Origin of the sequence: Nonlabens sp. (genome assembly GCF_965657255.1) — a bacterium.
Classification (GTDB): domain Bacteria; phylum Bacteroidota; class Bacteroidia; order Flavobacteriales; family Flavobacteriaceae; genus Nonlabens.
In genome coordinates, this window is record NZ_CBFHNM010000003.1 from 144,819 (window position 1) to 164,839 (window position 20,021).

Here is a 20,021-nt window from a genome sequence, read left to right on the forward strand (position 1 = left end):
ATCTTCATGGGTTATATAAACGCGTAAAAAACCAGTTAAAACTACTGGAATTACTTTTACTTGCTGGCCTTTTCTTAAAATTTGCTCCTGAGCAGGAACGGTGATGATATCGCATTCTTTTTATAAAACCTCTAGAAGTTCAGCATCAAAAAAAGGGAATTGTTTATTTAAATTCATTTTTATTTCATAATTCTAAAACCATCGCCTGATGCGGGATGCCATCTTCCAGATACTTTTCACCAGTAGAAATAAAACCTAGATCTGTATAAAATTTATCGAGATAACACTGTGCAGATATCCTAATAGATGGAAGATTTTCCGCTTTCGCGAAAGCGATACTAGCCTTCATAATTTCCTGACCATAAGATTTACCACGATGTTGTGGACTTACTACAACTCTTCCTATGCTCGATTGCTCAAAATAATCACCTGGTTTGAAAAAACGAGTGTAAGCGAGTAACTGGTCTTTTTCATAACCTAAAATATGAGTGGCATTTTGATCCTTTCCATCCATATCCTGATAGACACAATCTTGTTCAACTACAAAAACTGCTGTACGCAATTGGAGAACCTTATAAAGCTCTTCAATATCAAAATCTGAAAATGATTTTATTACTACTTTCATTTAAAATTGTTTGGGCACTACCTTAGGTTTTGGTGGCTTAACTCCTATCCTTATATCAGTAATGATCTTCTCTAGCATATTACCAAATTCTTCATCACCAGTAGCCATGAAATCCTGACGTCTCGCATCTAGATCATCGAGAGTCTCTTCTCTATCCTTTTCATCAAACTCTTCTAGATCACGCCAGATTTCCATCAACTTTTTATGTGGATGCACCGCAGTTCTTAACTGGTGTATTATAATAGTAGCTTCTTTTCTCATGAATTCCCACGAAGGTGGGAATCTCTGGGATCCAACACCTACTTTTAATTAATTACAATTTTTACTCAAATAACAACACTAAAGAATAGGGTAGTGACTCTGTCCAAAAATACCATCATTTCTTACCGCGAAAACTTAAAGAAATCTTATTATGTTCCATCAATAACTGTTCATCATTTTTATAACTTTTCAGTAAATGCAGGACAAAATCCAGTTGTTCCTCTGTTAGGTTTCTATAAGCCGGCGAGGGAATCTTATCTTTCCACTTTGCTTTTAAAGTATTATCTAAAGCAATACGCCAGTAACAGTGATTATCAAAATTAAGGTGTTGATGCTTTCTAGGTAATTCATTTCCTAAGTCAAAATACTGCTGGCGTTTGTTAAGGTTCATCTACTGAGAATATGCATTTTAAGAGTCTCGCTTTCGCGAAAGCATAAAAATAATAACAACTTAAATTATTAAAAACTTTGAACTTATAACTCTGAACTCATAACTTTATTTACGAACAAGCTATCTTATTCACACGATTTGCGTGACGTCCACCAGCAAATTCTGTTTCTAAAAATACCTCAACCATAGCAAGCACTTGTGGAATAGAAGTATAACGTGCTGGAATACAAATCACATTTGCATTATTATGCTCTCGAGCAAGTCCAGCTATCTCTTTGATCCAACATACGGCACCACGTACATTTTGATACTTATTAACTGTCATAGAAACACCTTGTGCACTACCACAAATAACTATTCCTAATTCTGAGCGGTTTTCTTCAATATCTTGAGCAACTTTATGAGCAAAATCTGGATAATCTACACTATCAAAAGTATCAGTTCCATGGTTGGTAATTTGATGACCTTTTTCTTTAAGCATTTTAACTACTGCGTGTTTGTAATCTGGTCCAGCGTGATCGTTTCCTATAGAGATTTTCATGAGTAGAGTGTTTTTACAAAAGTAATTTTATAATGTAAATAGAAGGATTAAATTTAAATAGTTTCATTAACAATATTACTGCTTAAAGTTCTATGTTAACAACCTTATATAACTGTGTATAACCTCAATTTACTATAAGTTAAATAATTGTTTATCAAATTTTTATATATTTTATTTAAAGAATTTTAATTTGTGAATACTGGTAATTGAGAGTTTAAAAAATTATAGAATTAAGGTTATTAACAATGCTTATTTTTTAAGTAGTATAAGCTATAAATAACCTGTTGATAGAAAAGGAAAGATGGTATTAGGAAAATTAAATTAAAAATTCAATATAGATTTTAATTTGAGAAAACCTAAATATAAGTCCAGTATTTTCAAATGAGTTTTAAGACCTAAAATGGAAGAAATACACATTAAAAATGACATCTAGTTTTTTACATTTATATGTGGATAAGGCTTGTTAACAAATGTCGATAACCATAACCTAAAAGTGATAGTAATTTACTTTACAACTAGTTAACATTAGGATAATATGTGCATAACTGAGCATAAGTTTATAAATTATAAAATAACTAATATTATTAGATAAAGTTATACCGCTATTCACACTATAATATAACCATCAATTTTATTTAAATTTTAAAAAAGAAAAAATGATTTTGTTTATATATGTTAATAACAGCAGATAATAGAATTTATATTATAAATCAAAAATGAAGTTTCAGTTTATAAGGGTTCAGTAAATTATTTTAAAGACTTACTTAAAAAAGAAGTATTTCCATATAAGATGATATCAAATATGATAATAAAACCTATCAAAGTTAATTTTTAAGAAAAATGAATGAGTGTTTTTTAAGAAGTACGTTCTATGTCTTCCATTTGAGATACGGTATCTCCATTTAAATTACTGACATCAGTTTCTAAAGCTTTAGAAACAAGAATGTAGAGTACCGCTATTCCAACAAGAAGAATTCCTGCAAAAAGAATGGTAGATACTAAAGGTTTTTTGATACGCATGTATAATTTTTAACTCTTTTTAATGTAAAAAAGTTATACAAAGATAACTTAATTTCTTAAAGGAATGTTAAGAAACGTTAACTGCTATGTTATTTAATTGGTTTTTACAAGTAATTAAGAGCTTATAATTCTAAAAGACTAACTTTGTGAACAATATGAATAGAAAGAAAAAAAGAAGCTCAAAAACTAAATTTTCAAATTTGAGCCAGTCCGTCCTAAATACGATAAAACAGGACCCTAATAAAACTTACAACTACAAACAAATTTGCGCTCAACTTAATATCACTGATTCTAGTGGCCGCAATCAGGTAATTAAAAAACTACATCTACTTAAATCTAAAGGTAAAATTGAAGAAATAGATCGAGGAAAGTTTAAGATGATCAAAGCTATTGATTATTATACGGGAAGAATTGATGTTAGTACTCGTGGTACCGGTTATGTCATTACTGAAGAACTAGAAGAAGATATCATGATTCCTAAACGTTCTTTAGGTCAGGCTTTAAATGGTGATGAAGTAGAAGTTTATGTATATCAACGTCGTAGAGGACAACAGCCAGAAGGTGAGATTACTCGTGTCATTAAACGCAAGAAAACAGAATTTGTAGGAGAGATACAAGTACATGACAAGTTTGCCTTTGTTAACGTAACCGATCCTAAAATATCTACAGATTTCTTTATTCCAGGTCGTGAGATCAATGGTGCAAAAGATGGTCAAGTTGTTCTGGTAGAATTTGTAGAATGGAATGATAAACAAGATTCTCCTAATGGTCGTGTAAAAGATATACTAGGTGAACCTGGAGAACATGATACAGAAATACATGCTATTCTAGCACAATATGGACTTCCTTATGAATTTCCTGCAGCAGTAGAAGAATATACAGAGCAGTTAGATAAATCCATTCCAACTCAAGAAGTAGAAAAACGTCGTGATATGCGCGACACGCTTACTTATACTATTGATCCAGCAGATGCTAAGGATTTTGATGACGCATTATCATTTAAAGTTTTAGAAAATGGTAATTATGAAATAGGAATTCACATTGCAGATGTCTCTCATTATGTAAAAGAAGGAACTGTTCTAGATGATGAAGCTTATGAACGTGCAACATCGGTTTACCTAGTTGATCGTGTGGTACCTATGCTTCCAGAAGTTCTATCTAATGGTGTTTGTTCTTTAAATCCGCATGAGGATAAATTGTGTTTTTCAGCAGTTTTTGAAATGGATCAGGACTGTAAAATTCACAAAGAATGGTTCGGTCGTACAGTGATCCACTCAGACCAGCGATTTGCTTATGAAGAAGCACAACACATTATAGAAACTGGTAAAGGAGATATTCCTGCTGAGATCTCGCTTTTGCGAAAGCAAACTTCTATAAAACCAGAGATCGTAGAAGCCACTTTAAAACTAGATGAATTGGCCAAAAAAATGCGTGCACAGCGCATGGTAGACGGAGCTCTAAGTTTTGATAAAACAGAAGTGAAATTTAATCTCAATGATAAAGCAGAACCAGTAGGTGTTTATTTTAAAACATCTCGCGACGCTAATAAATTGATTGAAGAATTTATGTTGCTAGCTAATAGAAAGGTGGCAGGATTTATTGGTAAAAAACAACCTAAAAAGACATTTATATACCGTATTCATGACGAACCTAATGATGAAAAGTTAGGAGCATTGAAAAATATTGTAGTAAAATTTGGCCATACTTTAGATCTTAGAGATCGCAAAACAGTAACTAGTTCACTCAATAAATTATTGAGTGATGTAAAAGGTGCCAAAGAGCAAAATATGGTAGATACACTTGCTATTCGAACCATGTCTAAAGCCGTTTATTCTACTAATAATATAGGTCATTATGGTCTTGCTTTTGATTATTATTCGCACTTTACAAGTCCTATACGTCGTTATCCAGATGTAATGGTACATCGCTTGTTACAGCATTATCTAGATGGTGGAAAAACAGCAAGTGAAGATTTGTATGAAGAAAAATGTGAACACTCTTCAGAAATGGAGATACTTGCTTCTAAAGCAGAGCGTGATTCTATCAAATACATGCAAGTTAAATACATGAAGGATCATGCAGATGAGGAATTCTTAGGTGTAATTTCTGGTGTTACCGATTGGGGAATTTATGTAGAGATCATTTCTAACAAGTGTGAAGGAATGATACGCCTGGGCGATCTAGATGACGATAGTTATGAATATGTAGAAGAAGAATTTGCTGTAGTAGGTCGTAAGACTAAAAATACGTACACGCTAGGTGATGAGGTCTACGTAAAAGTGAAAAACGCAGATCTGGTTAAGAAACATCTAGATTTCTGGATGATAGGAAGTAGGGAAGAGGTAGATAAATAGATTTTTTACAACCTTTTTTTTCTTCAAGTGAAATTCATTTTACTTCATCCAATGATACTTAAAATGACATAATTTATAAAAAGAGGCAGTCGTAAATCTGCCTTTTTTATTTTAGAATTACATTAATAATCAAAATAAATCAGGTGTAAGTATCATAATGATTCCTATCATTTCCTAAGCTATTATGAAAACAAAGGTTTGTGCTAGTTGCGATAAAGAATATTCAGTCATGTACAGAGTACAAATTACAGCTGGAAAGAAATGGGTTTTTTGCTGTGAATCTTGTACAAAACATCATCAATCATTTCCTAATTATAAATATGGTGGTACCTGGAAAGGAAAAAGACATTAGCTGTCAGACAGATAATTTTACTATCATGATTGTTCATAGTTAAACAATGACGTAAAAATTATTTTTTGTTTATAATCGAGATTAAATCACTTTTAATCGAACCACCTTAATTAATAATATTTTACTTTCATTAAGTATCATTCACGTACAGATATTTATGAGTTAGATAGAGTGTGAGAAGCTCTAGGTCAAATTTCTATAATGGGTTTCACATCAATTTTATTTCTTTTGAGATAAAAGTGGAACAGATTATTGTTTTTTTGGTTGGTTAATATGAAATCCCGAACTGTCTTCATGGCGTTTGGGATTTTTTCTTCACTAATTATGCATGCATAATAGTTTAGCATAAGATTTGGTCCTAGTGTACGGAAGATTATTAAGAGTAATTTTTTTAAAGTTTTTTTGGTTGGTTATTAAAGAGCGGTATTTAGAAATAAATATCGCTTTTTCATGTTTATAAATATGTACTGTAACAACTAGATAAAATTGATGTCCTTTGAAAAAATACTTTCATGAAACAATTCTTATTTATTACCACGATTCTTTTTTCAATTATCACTGGTGCACAAAATCCAATTGAAATGGTAGTTTCTGATTTTGATATGATCAAATCTTATGATTTAATAACAGTTAATCTTATAAAATCGTCAGAAAACAAAATTATTATCTCTGGTAGAGATGCCCAAGATGTTGAGTATGTTCAAAAAAACGGGATTTTAAAAATACGCATGCGATCAGAAAAGATCTTTGATGGAACAGAAACCTTTGTACATGTGTATTATAAAAATCTCTTAACAATAGATGCAAATGAAGGGTCTGTTATTTTATCTAATGAATTGATAGAACAAGATCGATTAGAAATAAAAGTTCAAGAAGGTGCTACCGTAAAAGCTGGTTTACAGGTTAAAAATATTGATGTAAGAGCTGTTACCGGTGGTATTGTGCAATTATCAGGTCAGGTAGAAGATCAAATCATTGTAGTAAATACAGGTGGTATTGTAGAGAACGCAAATCTTAGATCTGATTATACAAAAGTAAAAGTTCAAGCTGGTGGCGAGGTAGAGGTATTTGCTTCACAAACAGCAGATGTAAACGTACGTGCGGGTGGCGATGTTTTGGTTTATGGCAATCCTAAAAATGTAAAAAAGAAGACCTTATTTGGTGGAAGGATTAAGATTATGGATAAGGATTAAAGTTTTTATCTCGCTTTCGCGAAAGCGAAACAACAATAACATCTGTTGTATTATAATCTTTAATCAAAAGAGCGTTTAACAAACTATAGGCTATCATTTGAAAACCTTTTGTGTTTTCCTACCTTTGAGCATCAACATAAAAATGAATGCTTGACGATATTCTTGCAGCCTTACCGATAGGATTGGTAATGGCTTTTCTTATAGGACCTGTTTTCTTTGCTTTGCTAGAGACTAGCGCTATTAAAGGATTTAGAGCAGCGATTGCCCTAGATGCAGGAGTTATTATTGCTGATATTCTTTTCCTTCTTGCAGCATATTTTATGACCTCAAGTATACTTGAAAAATTAAAGGATGATCCTAGTTTATTTATTTTTGGAGGTAGTATTCTTTGTGTTTACGGTATTATTTCATTTGTAAAAACAAAGAAAACCTTCCTTAAAGAGGTAGATACAGATGTTCTTATCGTTCAAAAGAATAATTACCTGACTTTATTTATTAAAGGCTTCTTACTTAATTTTATCAATATAGGAGTATTGGGATTTTGGTTAGGATTGATAGTTGTATTTAGTCCACAATTGGATAATGATAGTGAGCGTATAACGGTTTTTTTCTCTTCTGTATTAATAACTTATTTTATTGTAGATATAGGTAAGATTATTTTAGCAAAGAGTTTGAATCGATATTTAACGCCTCTCAGAATTTACTGGTTAAAACGACTGATAGCTATTATCATGTTTATTTGTGGTGCAGTATTAATATTTAAGGGTGCTTTTCCTAATGCAACTGAGGAAATAGAAAGTCAGTTTCATTTATTACCAGAACAAGAAGGACCTATAGATCCAGAGCTGGAAAAAGTGGAAGGGTTTAAGGAAAATCTAATTCCTAATAGTGAGGCTTAAAAACCTATTATAAATAATTCTCTAGCTGTTGTAATGTTACTAGCAGTATAATTTATTTATAATGATCTATTGAAATACTTGCGATTTCCAGCCATGTTGTAAAAAACGTGGTTTTCTAGATGAATATTTCTTTGATGGAGCGCACGCTATTCCCAATGCTTTGATTTTATTATACTTGAATGCATCGGAACTATAATTTGATTACTTTAATTCTACTAAACAAAAAATCCCCAACCGATTAAGATTGAGGATTTAAGAGGTACCAAGCGGATTCGAACCGCTGTACTAGGTTTTGCAGACCCATGCCTAGCCGCTCGGCCATGGTACCATGAATGGATGGCAAAAATAACAATTAATTCTTCTATTCCTATTTTATTATTTTGAAATTAAAGAAAACCACTCCATCAATCTCTTTCTTGACGCATTATAATAACTACACTTTGTACATCACCACCTATAGGTGGATTGATTTTAGCTACTTTAACTTCAGCGGTTTGTACTAAAGATTCTTCTTTGAGAACACGATTTAAAATACGCTGTGCAACATGTTCTAAAAGTTTAGAGCGTATAGCCATTTCTTCTACAATGATTTTATTTAAAGAAACATAATCTACGGTATCTGCCAGTTCGTCGCTTTGAGCACTTTTAGAAAGATTAGCAATTACTTCTAGATCTACTCTGTATTCACTGCCTATTAAATCTTCTTCATGAAGACAGCCATGATTGGTATAAACTCGTACGTTTTCTAGTTGGATTTTATGCATGTAACAAAGATACTCTGTAAGATGTTAGCAGTAAAATAATCAGTAAATTTGTACTATTAAAATGAATAAGATGAGCGAAGAAAAAAGGCCTAATAATTTTATAGAAGATATTATTGAAGACGATATACAAAATGGTCTTTCTACAGATCATCTACGTTTTCGTTTTCCACCAGAACCTAATGGGTTTTTGCACATAGGACATGCGAGTGCTATCTGCTTAAATTTTGGGTTAGGAGAGAAGTTTAATAGACCGGTCAACCTACGTTTTGATGATACAAATCCGGCAAAAGAGGAAGCAAAATATGTTGATGCTATCCAGGAAGATGTAAAATGGTTGGGCTATGAATGGGATAATTTGTGTTTTGCATCAGATTATTTTCAAGAATTATACGATTGGGCCGTTCAAATGATAAAAGATGGTAAAGCTTATGTAGACTCTCAATCTAGTGAAGAAATGGCAGCCCAAAAAGGAACACCAACAGAGCCTGGAGTTGATGGACCATATCGCAATAGAAGTCTGGAAGAAAACCTAGCGCTTTTTGAAGGTATGAAGAATGGAGAATATGGTGAAGGAGAACATATCCTACGTGCTAAAATAAACATGCAGTCTAACAACATGTTGATGCGCGATCCTATCATGTATCGTGTTGTAAATCGTGACCACCATAGAACAGGTAGTGACTGGAAAATTTATCCTATGTACGATTGGACACATGGTGAAAGTGATTATCTAGAACAAATCTCTCATTCTTTTTGTACACTAGAATTTAAACCTCACAGAGAACTTTACGATTGGTTTTTAGATCAAGTTGTAGTAGAGGATAAAATACGTCCTAAACAACGTGAATTTGCGCGTAGAAACGTTTCTCATACGGTTACTAGTAAACGTAAACTACAAAAACTAGTAGAAGCAGGAATTGTTAATGGATGGGATGATCCTCGCATGACCACTATTTCTGGTTTAAGACGTCGTGGTTATACTGCAAACGCAATTAAAAACTTTGCTGCGTCTATTGGTATAGGAAAAAGAGATAACCTCGTAGACATGAATCATCTAGAATTTCACTTGCGAGATGATTTAAATAAAAACGCAGATCGTGTGATGTGTGTCCTTGATCCTGTAAAACTGGTGATTACTAATTATCCTGAAGATAAAGTAGAAATACTTCAGGCAGAAAATAGCCAGGAAGATGAATCTAGAGGTTTCAGAGAAGTTCCTTTTTCAAGAGAATTGTATATAGAAAGAGAAGATTACAGAGAAGAAGCAAATAAGAAATTTTTCCGTTTGAAGAATGGAAAAGAAGTACGTCTTAAGAATGGTTATATCATTAAAGGTGAAGGTTGTAAAAAAGATGAAAACGGTGTAATAACTGAAATTCATGCTACTTACGATCCAGATTCTAAGAGTGGTAGTGGCACAGAAGCCAGTATGCGCCGTGTAAAAGGTACCCTTCATTGGGTAAGTGCAGCACATGCGATACCTGTAGAAGTAAGATTGTACGATAGACTGTTTACAGTTCCATCTCCAGATACAGATAAGGAAAAGGATTTTATGGAATTTATCAATCCTGATTCTTTAAATATCATAACTGCGATGGCAGAGCCTGCTATGAAAAACCTAGAAATAGGAGAGACCGTACAATTTCAACGTATGGGATATTTTTGTGTAGATCCAGATACTACAGACGATAAAATGGTATTTAATCGCACGGTTACTTTGCGAGATACTTGGGTAAAGTTAGATGTGTAGAAAAGTTTTTATAGGTATTCCGCTTTCGCGAAAGCGGAATACTTAACCATCACCTTATACAGTTGTATAGTTCTTTCTGTATTTATTTTTAAATATGATATTTTATTAATATTATTATCATTTAGTTATGATATTAACTATTATTAACAGAAAATTTATCAAATTAATAAGGATTTAGTAATAATGTATGTAAGCTTAACTCGCCATTAACCTTACTTAATTGACATTAATTATAGTTTTGTATTAAACAAAAAACAAAATATATGTCAAAGTCATCAAATACATTAATAGCATTAGTAGCAGGAGCAGCAATAGGAGTAGCAGCAGGAATGTTATATGCACCAGATAGTGGTGAGAAAACAAGAAAGAAATTAAAAAAACAGGCTAAAAAAGCCCAAAAAGACATCGATGCACAAGCGCGTAAAACGTATGCACAGGTTTCTGATAAAGCTTCACAGCTTACTTCAACCGTATCTTCTAAAGCAACTGAGTTAAGAGGTAATGTAGGTGATCGTATTGAAACTGCATTATCAAGTGCAAGTTATAAAGCAGATGACGCCATTGTAGCACTAGAAGCAAAACTTGAGCAGTTACGTGAGCAAAATGCAAAGTTGCAAAAGCCTGATACGGTACAGAATGCAATTAAGAAAGCATCTGCAAAAGTTAACGTATAAATCTAAGATTTGGGAAACAACTTAACCGATAATTTTAGAGAATTTACTACGGCGACTCAAGATTATATAGAGTCGTCGATTAGTTACCACAAATTAGACCTTTTTAAAAAGGTCATGAAAGGAGTGGTTTCTGGTACTTATAAACTTATTTTTGGTTTCTTCTTGCTTATTGCTTTGTTGTTTTTAAGCGTATCCTTAGCCATTTATTTAGGTGAATTATTAGATAATATTGCTTTAGGTTATTTAATTGTTGGAGGATTCTATTTGATTTTAATGTTTGTCCTTTCTTTATTCTTGAAAAAGTTTTTAGAAAAGAAAATTTTAAATAAAGCAAGTGCTCAATTTTTTAATAAAAATGAGGATATAAAAACTGAGAAGTATGAGAGTTTACAATAGCTTTGACGAAATGGATCGTGATTTAAGATATCTTAAATTACAACAACAAGTCCATCAAGAAACAATGAAACTTCAAATAAATGAAGTAAAAGAAAGTTTATCTGCCGTTTCTATATTATCTAATATAGTTGGTTCTATTGCAAAGAAAGCGGTGGTTCTTAAGGTGGTAAATAAACTTATAGGTCCCAAGAAATAAATTGAAAAAAGGAAATAAAAAATGCGATCAATTTTGATCGCATTTTCTATTAAAACTATTTTTCTAAACTATCTTCTACATATCATTGTCATCATCATATCCTGATTCCCGATCTCTAGATGGACGTTCTCTTTTTGTTTCTCCATCTTTTTTTGCTGCAGTTTTTTTCATTTGCTCTCCTATTTGAGCACTTGCAGTAAAACTAGCTATCATGTTGTTAAGCATGTCGCTACCAGCTTGTGGAGAGTTAGGTAATAATATTAAGTTAGAGTTCGTTTCTTCACCTAATGACTGTAATGTATCATAGTGCTGTGTTACTACAATTAAAGCACTTGCCTCTTGAGAATTGATACCTACATTGTTAAGAACATCAACACTTTCTTCAAGACCACGAGCGATTTCACGGCGTTGGTCTGCGATACCTTGACCTTGTAAGCGCTTAGATTCTGCTTCAGCACGTGCTTTTGCAACTATTTTAATACGATCTGCTTCTGCCTCATATTCTGCAGCTGTTTTCTCGCGTTCTGCTGCGTTAATTCTATTCATTGCTGCCTTTACCTGTATATCTGGATCAATATCTGTTACAAGCGTTTTAATGATGTCATAACCATAATCCATCATGGCTTCATTCAATTCACGTTTTACAGCGATTGCAATATCATCTTTCTTTTCAAATACGTAGTCCAGTTTCATTTTAGGAACTTCAGCACGTACGACATCAAATACATAAGCCGTAATCTGATCATGCGGATTTTGCAGTCTATAAAAAGCGTCATAAACTTTCTCTCTTCGTACTTGAAATTGTACAGAGATTTTAAGACGCACAAATACATCGTCTTTTGTTTTAGTCTCTACAATTACATCCAGTTGTTGGATTTTTAAATTGATTCTACCAGCAATCTTATCAATTACAGGTATCTTAAGTTGAAGTCCTGACTGTCGCATACTAGTAAATTTCCCAAAACGTTCTACTACTGCAGCGGTTTGTTGTTTCACGGTAAAAAATGTTCCTAATAATAGAAAAAACCCTATTACTAGAACGATAGGTATTAAAAATACTCCAAGATCCATATTTAAATATTTTAATGGTTAGAAAAAGTGATCGATATAAATGTAATCTAGTTACTCTTTATAAGTGGTACTTTTGTGTAGATTGTTACATATTGTCATGAAATATACACTTTTTACGTCTTTACTCGTTATCTTATTTTTTACTTCAACCGCTCAAAATTAATTTACTGACTCAAATCCTATTCTTATTTATCAGAATAGTTTTCAAACAACGGATCAACTAGCAAATACCACATATTTTTCAAACTATAGTTTATCTGCTCCCAAAAAATCTTATAATAATAGTATTGGGCTAGGAGTAGATGCTACTTTTTTCAACATCTCTAGTGACGATGTTAAGGTGACTCAGGGAACAGGTTTTTCAGGTGGAGTAAGAAACTTTAGAGTCACTGCTCATTATCACTATTCCTTTCTCGATGCATTATCTGGTACAAACGATGCTGATCAAGATATTGATGGAAATTTCAGTTTCATAAGTGTAGGAGCAAGGTTCTATTTTTAATCTTAGAAAATTTAGCTTTACATAATATTCCTATAGATAGAGTATTTCTAAATTTATCTAAGATCTTCTATTTATATAGTTAACTAACCTAATAATAAGATTTGATATGCTAACTATTTGTGTTGGCATTGTCTAAATCACTTCTCAGTACTCGATATTAGAATCCATCTTATACGGTTTCAACCAAATATGCCAAGAGAAATACTTTGCATGTTGGTTTATAAAACTTTTTATAATAATAAAGTGAATTAAAAAGAAAAACCCCAAAGGTCTACAAACCTTTGGGGCTGAATTACTTAAAATATATCATAATTGACTTCTATCCCAACTTTTCCATCGCCGTTTCAATCCTTCTTACCGTTTCTTTTTTACCGACCATAGAAGCAATTTCAAAAACATCTGGTCCCATAAGACTACCTACTAAAGCAAGTCTTAAAGGCATCATCACCTTTCCAAAACCCATTTCCTGAGATGTGATCCAGCCTTTTATTGCAGTACTTAAACCAGCTGCACTATCATCTTCAGTTTCATTAATCACTTCAATTACTTTTTGCATGATTTCGTTAGTATCTTCTTTCCATGATTTTTTAGCATTTTTCTCATCATAAGAATCTGGAGCGGTGAAAAAGAATCCAGCCAATTCAAAAAGATCTTCTGTAAAAATCGCGCGTTCTTTTACCATACCAGCAACCATACTCACATATTCCTCACTGCCGTACGAGATGTTTTTTTCTTGTAACGCTTTCGCGAAAGCGGCACCTATAACAGCATCATCTTGTTTTACATACCATTGCTGCTGGAACCATTTTGCTTTTTCTGGATCATATTTAGCACCAGAACTATTCACTTTTTCTAAACTAAAAGCCTGAACTAACTCGTTTAAACTAAAGATTTCCTGTTCGGTTCCTGGATTCCAGCCTAAGAAAGCAAGAATATTCACCATAGCTTCTGGTAAGAAACCATCTTCCCTAAAACCTGTAGATATTTCGCCACTTTTAGGATCTTTCCACTCTAATGGAAATACTGAAAAACCCATTTTATCACCATCACGCTTACTCAGTTTTCCTTTCCCTGTAGGTTTTAAAATCAACGGTAAGTGTGCAAATTTAGGACGTTCCCAACCGAAACTTTCATATAACAAAACGTGTAGCGCCATACTGGGCAACCACTCTTCACCACGTATCACATGAGAAATTTTCATTTCATGATCATCTACCACGTTTGCAAGGTGGTAAGTAGGCATTCCATCGCTTTTAAAAAGTACCTTATCATCTAGAAGACTGGTGTCGATCTCAATCCCTTTACGGATTTCATCGTACATGTGTAACGTCTTCAATTCTGGTTTAAAACGTACTGTATAGTCATCACCACGGTTGATTCTTTCTTGAACCTCTTCTTTAGAAAGCGTCAATGAATTGGTAAAATTGAGCCTATTATTATGATTGTAAATAAAGGTTTCTTTGTTTGCTTCAGCAGTTGCGCGAGCTTGAGTAAGTTCTTCGGCAGTGTCAAATGCGTAATAGGCTGTATCTTTTTCAATCAATTCTTCTGCAAAAGCGCGGTACATATCTTTGCGTTCACTTTGACGGTATGGCCCGCAAGTTCCTTCTTTATTAGGTCCTTCATCATAAGGAATGTTGCACCAATTCAATGCTTTTACGATATAATCTTCTGCACCTTCTACATACCTATTTTGATCGGTATCTTCTATACGCAGAATAAAAGTTCCGTTGTGTTTTTTGGCAAATAAATAGTTGAAAAGTGCTGTTCTTACACCACCTATATGAAGTGGTCCAGTAGGACTAGGAGCAAATCTTACACGTACATCTGTACTCATTTCTTAGCATTTTTTAATGGAATGCAAAGTTAGTGGTTAAATCTAAACTTAAACTTAAACTTAAGTTTAGGTTTAAATTTTACTTAACGCCACCATTTCTTTAGGAACATGTTTATTCACAATAGAAAACCACAACGGTGGAATGGTAGCAATTATCATCATCGTAGGATAGCCGTAGGGAAGTTGCGGACTTTCTGTATGATAATCTAGAACCTGATATTTTTTATTTGCTCTGAAATGGTGATCACTGTGTCGCGTCAATTCATATAAAAAAATTCTGCCTATTGCATGATTAGAATTCCAACTGTGAATTTCTCGTACTACTTCATAACGACCTGACTTTTTTTTTGCTCTGCGCAGACCGTAATGTTCTAAGTAATTGATAATTTCAAGCAATGAAAAGCCTACAAAACCAATTCCTAAAGCTACAAACATAGTAGGCCAAGAAAGAATGAAACCTATGAGTAATAAATAAGATATTTGAATAATGGTATACCAAAACATATCATTCTTTAATGAAAGGAATGACCTTCCTGCTTCTTTGTTGCGTTGTCCTTGAATCTTCCAGGAACTGGTATATTGAGTAGTGACTGATCGCAACCAGAAAGCGTAAAGATTTTCATTATACCGGGCGCTTGCAGGATCTTCTGGTGTTGCTGCGTTCAAATGATGATTGTAATTATGCTCAATATAGAAATGCATGTATAAACTGGGCAACAAAAGAATTTTTCCTAAAAAGCGCTCCCATGTTTCCTGACGATGACCTAGCTCATGAGCGACATTAATTCCATTGCTTCCTGCAACAATCCCCAAAGAAAATATCAAACCTATTGTTTCATAAGTCTCATAAATTTGTGTAGAGTAGGAGTACAATCCATAAAATAAGATACCAAAAATGATAGGAACATTAAGCCAAAGCAAAATATCAAAGAATTTATTTATTGATTTACTTTGTTTCTCTTCCTCAGTTAAATTTGACTTTAACGATGGCATCCATAATTCAATTAAAGGAACTATAATAAATATAACAAATGGCGTCAAAAACAACCATAAACCACCATTAGTAATTCCTACGATGCAAAATAAGGGAACAATATATGCAGATAAATACTTAAGATCTTTCATTTATTACAAAAAGAATGATTAGATAAATATACAACATAGTCGTAATTGTTTAGAATTGAGTAAAAATATCATTAGGAATACTGATTTTATAGTATCTAAGACCATATTCCTTATATGATAGCCTTTGATAAGGGATAGCATCATAAACTTCAGTCTAATCCGTTATATTTACGACTAGTACACGACAAAAAGTAAAATGACAAATTTTGAAATTATAGAGCAAAAGCTCAACCGATTTATAAGTAAATATTATCGTAACGCGTTAATAAGAGGTATTATTTTATTTATTGCGCTTGGTCTACTTTACTTTTTATTTACAGTGGTACTTGAGTATTTTCTTTGGTTGAATCCTTTGGGACGAACCATTCTTTTTTCACTTTTTATAATTACAGAGGCATTTTTACTCATTCGTTTTATCGGAATTCCGTTAGCAAGATTGTTTAAATTATCTAAAAGAATAAACTTCAGAGATGCCAGTACAATTATAGGAACACATTTTCCAGAAGTTTCTGATAAATTGATCAACGTATTGCAGCTTCATAAAAATGGAGGCGATGATGAATTGACCTGGGCAAGCATCAATCAAAAGAGTGAAGACTTAAAACCCATTCCATTTTCCCTAGCTATAGATTACAAAAGGAATAAAAAGTTTTTACCCTATTTGGCAATTCCACTTGTTATTATTGCTGGTTTGTTTTTTACAGGTAATAATGAAGTGTTGACTGATAGTGCAAAACGTGTAGCAGATTTTAATAACGAGTACATTCCGCCAGCACCATTTACTTTTAGAATACTTAATGAAGATTTAAATACGTTACAAAGACGTGATTTTAAATTAAACATTGAGGTTAGTGGGCGCAAGTTGCCAGAAAATGCAAGTATTAATTTTAATGATCAGACTTATTTCTTGACTCAAGAAGCTCCTGGTAAATACAGCTTCATTTTTTCAAAGCCTACTAGCTCTACAGAGTTTTATCTTTCAGCAAATGAAGTTAGAAGTAAGAGGTTTAGGTTAAGTGTTGATGAAGTTCCTGTTTTAAATGGATTTGAACTGTTCTTCGATTATCCATCACATACAGGTAAGCGTGATGATAAATTATCTAGTACCGGTAATGCCATTGTTCCACAAGGAACTAAAATTACCTGGAAATTGAATACTTCAAAAACCACTCAGGTAGATTTTATTTCTTCAGATGATAGAAATGCGTTTCAACAGAGGGATGATAGTTTCGCTTTCGCGAAAGCGGTATTGCAACCATTTAAATATTCTATAGCAACCTCAAACGATAATATTAAAGATTTTGAGGTCCTTAGTTTCAAGATTGATGTTGTTAAAGATGAGTATCCAGAATTAGATTTGGAGGTGAAAAAGGATAGCATTGATACTGATGTTGTGTATTTCAAAGGTCAGGCATCAGATGATTATGGGATTCGTAAAATGCAATTGGTATTTTATCCGTCTGATGATGTATCACAAATCAAAACCTATGATTTAGGAACAAATCGAGGCACTTTTGATCAATTTTTGCTCACTTTTCCTGGAAATGTTCCATTAGAGGCAGGAAATAGTTATCAATATTACTTTGAAATCATTGATAATGATGCTGTTAACAGTTATAAATCAACTAAATCAGAGGTTTTTTCTTATCGTAAGTTGACCATTGATGAATTTCAGGATAAACAGCTCTCTAAACAAAAGGAATCTCTTTCTAATGTGGAAGAAGCGATTAAAGAACAAGAGAAACAACAAGAAAAATTAGATGAGCTCTCAAAAGAGCAATTGCAAAAAAAGGAACGTAGTTTCAATGATAAACGCAAGCTTAAACAAGCGTTAAAAAATCAGCAGAAGCAAGAACAAAAAATGCGTCAGGAATTAGATAAGATGAAGGATAATCTTGAAAAGTCTAATCCAGAAGAAGATCCTATGAAGGAGCTACTTGAAGACCGAATGGAGAAAAGTGCGGAAGAATTAAAGAAGAATGAAGAGCTTCTAAAGGAACTTCAAGAGTATCAAGATAAGCTGGACCCAGAAGAATTGAAAGACAAAATGGATAAAGCAAAGAACAATTCTAAAAAGCAGAAGAGGAATCTAGAGCAGCTATTAGAGTTAACTAAAAGATATTATGTCCAGCAAAAGTTTGAAAAGTTAGGTAAGGATTTGCAAAAGCTTGCTCAAAAGCAAAAAGAACAATCCGAAAAGGATGGTCTTGATAATAAAAAAGAAGATCAAGATAAACTGAATGAAGAGTTCAAGGATTGGGAGAAGGAACTTGAGGAATTGGAGAAAGAAAATGATGATCTTAAAGACCCTATGTCCATGGAATTTGAGCCAGAAGAATCTGAAGAAATCAAAGAGGATCAAGAACAATCTAGTGAAGATCTACAGAAGTCCGAAACTTCTAAAGCAAAGAAAAAACAAAAAAGTGCTGCTGAAAAAATGAAAAAAGCTGCGGCAGCTATGTCCGCTCAGATGGCTCAAATGTCACAAGAAGGAATGGAAGAGGATGCGGAGAGTCTTCGTCAGATAATGGACAATTTAATTGTATTCTCAGTTAATGAAGAAGATTTAATGTTATCTACTAAAGGGATGAATCGATTAAGTCCTAATCTAGGGAAGAAGTTAAAAATGCAAAAGGATCTGGAACGAGCTTTTAAACATGTGGATGATAGTCTTTTTTCCCTAGCCACTCGGAATCCTAAAATAGGACAAGACATAAATAAAGAAGTAACCGATATTTATTACTATCTAGATAAATCTTTAGAACAAATTGCCGAGTTTCGCATGAATGAAGGACAAGTGTCGCAGCAGTTTGTTTTTAAAGGAGCGAATACCTTGGCAGATATGTTGAGCAATACTTTGGACGCATTGAATAACGCTATTTCTAAACCAGGAATGGGAAAAGGTGGTAAACCTGGTGAAGGTTTTCAGTTGCCTAATATTATAAAAAAACAGGAAAGTCTTTCTAAACAAGGTAAAGGTAAAAAACCTGGTAAAGAAGGGTCTGAAGGCCAAGAAGGAGAAAGTGGTGAGGCAGGTCAAGGTGGTGAACAAGGAGAAACAGGTGAGAGTGGTGATTCTGGGAAATCAGGAGAGAATGGTAATTCAGGTGAAGATGGCCAATCTGGCGAAGGAGAAGGGCAAGGTAAAGAAGGAAATAATGGCAATGGTGGTGATAATGGTTCAGGAAATGGCAACGGATCTGGAGGTAATGAGGATGGCGAAAAGGAAGGATACCGTGAGAGCGAAGAAGAAGCTAAACGTATTTATGATATTTACAAGCAACAACAAGAATTGCGTAACGAATTAGAAGATATGATTCGTCGTGAAGGTCTTGAAGATAAGGTAGGTGATATCATTGATAAGATGAAAGCTGTGGAGCGTAAGTTGTTAGATCAAGGTTTTAATCGGGAAGTGCAACAGCGTATGATCGATATACAACATGATCTTTTAAAATTAAAGGATGCTGGATTGGAACAAGGTGAGGAGAATCAACGAGAAGCTAGAACAAACCTTAGGGATTTCAATAACAATACAAATGCTAAAATTCCTGACGCTGCTAAGTACTTCAATAACAAGGAAATTTTAAATAGACAAGTATTACCTTTGCAGCCGCAATTCCGTAACAAAGTAAAGGAGTATTTTAAAGCCAATGATTGAATTTAATTATCAGAATGATTTCATTCCTATTGATGAGGTTGTTTATTCTAAATGGTTGGAACAAGTAGCTTTGTCTGAAGGTAAAACCATAGGTGATTTATCTTATGTTTTTTGTTCTGACGAGTATCTTTTAAAAATTAATCAAGATCACTTGAATCATGACACTTATACAGATATTATCACTTTTGATTACTGTCAGAATGGTTTGGTCAATGGTGAAATTTATATCAGTACGGATCGCGTAAAAGAAAATGCGGTTAGCTTTCGCGAAAGCGAAACCAATGAACTGCATCGTGTCATGTCACATGGTTTATTGCATCTCTGTGGTTATCTTGATAAAACGGAGGGAGAATCTGATATTATGCGTGCGAAAGAGAATGAAAAAATTAAAATGTTTCACGTGAAACAATAG

The 20,021-nt window shown here is 33.3% G+C and carries 20 protein-coding genes and 1 tRNA gene; 11 read left to right on the forward strand and 10 right to left on the reverse strand.

From position 1 onward, the window contains the following. Positions 1 to 184 precede the first annotated feature (184 nt). The 5 genes from ACTF54_RS04935 to ACTF54_RS04955 form a co-directional block, all read right to left on the reverse strand. Complete coding sequence (locus ACTF54_RS04935) at positions 185 to 625, reverse strand: GNAT family N-acetyltransferase (RefSeq protein ID WP_347195289.1); 441 nt, start codon at positions 623 to 625, stop codon at positions 185 to 187. Further along, positions 626 to 886: a hypothetical protein gene (locus ACTF54_RS04940; protein WP_347195288.1), complete on the reverse strand. Its 261-nt coding sequence runs from the start codon at positions 884 to 886 to the stop codon at positions 626 to 628. Between the two features lie 115 nt (positions 887 to 1,001). Beyond that, positions 1,002 to 1,277 (reverse strand): acetyltransferase, encoded by a 276-nt coding sequence (locus ACTF54_RS04945; RefSeq protein WP_347195287.1) that lies wholly within the window; start codon positions 1,275 to 1,277, stop codon positions 1,002 to 1,004. Positions 1,278 to 1,386: 109 nt separating this feature from the next. Continuing rightward, on the reverse strand, positions 1,387 to 1,818 hold the full coding sequence (rpiB, locus tag ACTF54_RS04950) for a ribose 5-phosphate isomerase B (protein WP_347195286.1): 432 nt from the start codon (positions 1,816 to 1,818) through the stop codon (positions 1,387 to 1,389). Between the two features lie 855 nt (positions 1,819 to 2,673). Further along, positions 2,674 to 2,838, reverse strand: a complete 165-nt coding sequence (locus ACTF54_RS04955; RefSeq protein WP_347195285.1) for a hypothetical protein — start codon at positions 2,836 to 2,838, stop codon at positions 2,674 to 2,676. A gap of 155 nt (positions 2,839 to 2,993) precedes the next feature. Between ACTF54_RS04955 and rnr the strand changes: the two genes are divergently transcribed. The 4 genes from rnr (at position 2,994) to ACTF54_RS04975 (ending at position 7,636) form a co-directional block, all read left to right on the forward strand. Next, on the forward strand, positions 2,994 to 5,192 hold the full coding sequence (gene rnr, locus ACTF54_RS04960; protein WP_438968865.1) for a ribonuclease R: 2,199 nt from the start codon (positions 2,994 to 2,996) through the stop codon (positions 5,190 to 5,192). 184 nt (positions 5,193 to 5,376) lie between these two features. Further along, positions 5,377 to 5,544, forward strand: a complete 168-nt coding sequence (locus ACTF54_RS04965) for a hypothetical protein (RefSeq protein WP_347195283.1) — start codon at positions 5,377 to 5,379, stop codon at positions 5,542 to 5,544. A 512-nt stretch (positions 5,545 to 6,056) separates the two neighbouring features. Beyond that, entirely contained in the window at positions 6,057 to 6,737 is a 681-nt protein-coding gene (locus tag ACTF54_RS04970) for a head GIN domain-containing protein (RefSeq protein WP_438968866.1), read from the forward strand. Positions 6,738 to 6,883: 146 nt separating this feature from the next. Further along, the gene (locus ACTF54_RS04975) at positions 6,884 to 7,636 is read left to right on the forward strand and encodes a LysE family translocator (protein ID WP_347195281.1); all 753 of its coding nucleotides are present in this window, start codon (positions 6,884 to 6,886) and stop codon (positions 7,634 to 7,636) included. Positions 7,637 to 7,893: 257 nt separating this feature from the next. Here ACTF54_RS04975 and ACTF54_RS04980 read toward each other — a convergent pair. Further along, positions 7,894 to 7,964 (reverse strand) — tRNA-Cys (locus ACTF54_RS04980). Between the two features lie 76 nt (positions 7,965 to 8,040). Beyond that, positions 8,041 to 8,400, reverse strand: a complete 360-nt coding sequence (folB, locus tag ACTF54_RS04985; RefSeq protein WP_347195280.1) for a dihydroneopterin aldolase — start codon at positions 8,398 to 8,400, stop codon at positions 8,041 to 8,043. Positions 8,401 to 8,470: 70 nt separating this feature from the next. Here folB and ACTF54_RS04990 point away from each other — a divergent pair, with 70 nt between their 5' ends. The 4 genes from ACTF54_RS04990 to ACTF54_RS05005 all read left to right on the forward strand — a co-directional run bounded on the left by ACTF54_RS04990 (position 8,471) and on the right by ACTF54_RS05005 (position 11,416). Continuing rightward, the gene (locus ACTF54_RS04990) at positions 8,471 to 10,150 is read left to right on the forward strand and encodes a glutamine--tRNA ligase/YqeY domain fusion protein (RefSeq protein WP_438968867.1); all 1,680 of its coding nucleotides are present in this window, start codon (positions 8,471 to 8,473) and stop codon (positions 10,148 to 10,150) included. A 263-nt stretch (positions 10,151 to 10,413) separates the two neighbouring features. Then, positions 10,414 to 10,824 carry a YtxH domain-containing protein gene (locus ACTF54_RS04995; RefSeq protein ID WP_347195278.1) on the forward strand — a complete coding sequence of 137 codons (411 nt, stop codon included), beginning with the start codon at positions 10,414 to 10,416 and terminating at the stop codon, positions 10,822 to 10,824. 9 nt (positions 10,825 to 10,833) lie between these two features. Continuing rightward, positions 10,834 to 11,220 carry a phage holin family protein gene (locus ACTF54_RS05000; RefSeq protein WP_347195277.1) on the forward strand — a complete coding sequence of 129 codons (387 nt, stop codon included), beginning with the start codon at positions 10,834 to 10,836 and terminating at the stop codon, positions 11,218 to 11,220. After that, positions 11,204 to 11,416, forward strand: a complete 213-nt coding sequence (locus ACTF54_RS05005) for a DUF6327 family protein (protein ID WP_347195276.1) — start codon at positions 11,204 to 11,206, stop codon at positions 11,414 to 11,416. Before ACTF54_RS05000 ends, ACTF54_RS05005 begins: the two co-directional genes overlap by 17 nt. A gap of 75 nt (positions 11,417 to 11,491) precedes the next feature. On the opposite strand, the gene ACTF54_RS05010 is transcribed toward ACTF54_RS05005, so the two are convergent. Continuing rightward, positions 11,492 to 12,487 (reverse strand): SPFH domain-containing protein, encoded by a 996-nt coding sequence (locus tag ACTF54_RS05010; RefSeq protein ID WP_347195275.1) that lies wholly within the window; start codon positions 12,485 to 12,487, stop codon positions 11,492 to 11,494. Positions 12,488 to 12,827: 340 nt separating this feature from the next. On the opposite strand from ACTF54_RS05010, the gene ACTF54_RS05015 reads away from it, so the two are divergent. Further along, a complete protein-coding gene (locus ACTF54_RS05015) occupies positions 12,828 to 12,989 on the forward strand; it encodes a hypothetical protein (protein ID WP_347195274.1) in 162 nt (53 codons plus the stop codon). Between the two features lie 319 nt (positions 12,990 to 13,308). Here the strand turns inward: ACTF54_RS05015 and gltX are convergent, their stop codons facing one another. Together gltX and ACTF54_RS05025 are read right to left on the reverse strand one after the other, a co-directional pair. Beyond that, positions 13,309 to 14,826 (reverse strand): glutamate--tRNA ligase, encoded by a 1,518-nt coding sequence (gltX, locus tag ACTF54_RS05020; protein ID WP_347195273.1) that lies wholly within the window; start codon positions 14,824 to 14,826, stop codon positions 13,309 to 13,311. 72 nt (positions 14,827 to 14,898) lie between these two features. Next, on the reverse strand, positions 14,899 to 15,951 hold the full coding sequence (locus tag ACTF54_RS05025) for an alkane 1-monooxygenase (RefSeq protein ID WP_438968868.1): 1,053 nt from the start codon (positions 15,949 to 15,951) through the stop codon (positions 14,899 to 14,901). Between the two features lie 196 nt (positions 15,952 to 16,147). Here ACTF54_RS05025 and ACTF54_RS05030 point away from each other — a divergent pair, with 196 nt between their 5' ends. Both ACTF54_RS05030 and ybeY read left to right on the forward strand, forming a co-directional pair. Continuing rightward, entirely contained in the window at positions 16,148 to 19,609 is a 3,462-nt protein-coding gene (locus ACTF54_RS05030) for a coiled-coil domain-containing protein (protein WP_347202049.1), read from the forward strand. Next, on the forward strand, positions 19,602 to 20,021 hold the full coding sequence (gene ybeY, locus ACTF54_RS05035; protein WP_347195218.1) for an rRNA maturation RNase YbeY: 420 nt from the start codon (positions 19,602 to 19,604) through the stop codon (positions 20,019 to 20,021). The genes ACTF54_RS05030 and ybeY overlap by 8 nt, the downstream gene beginning before the upstream one ends.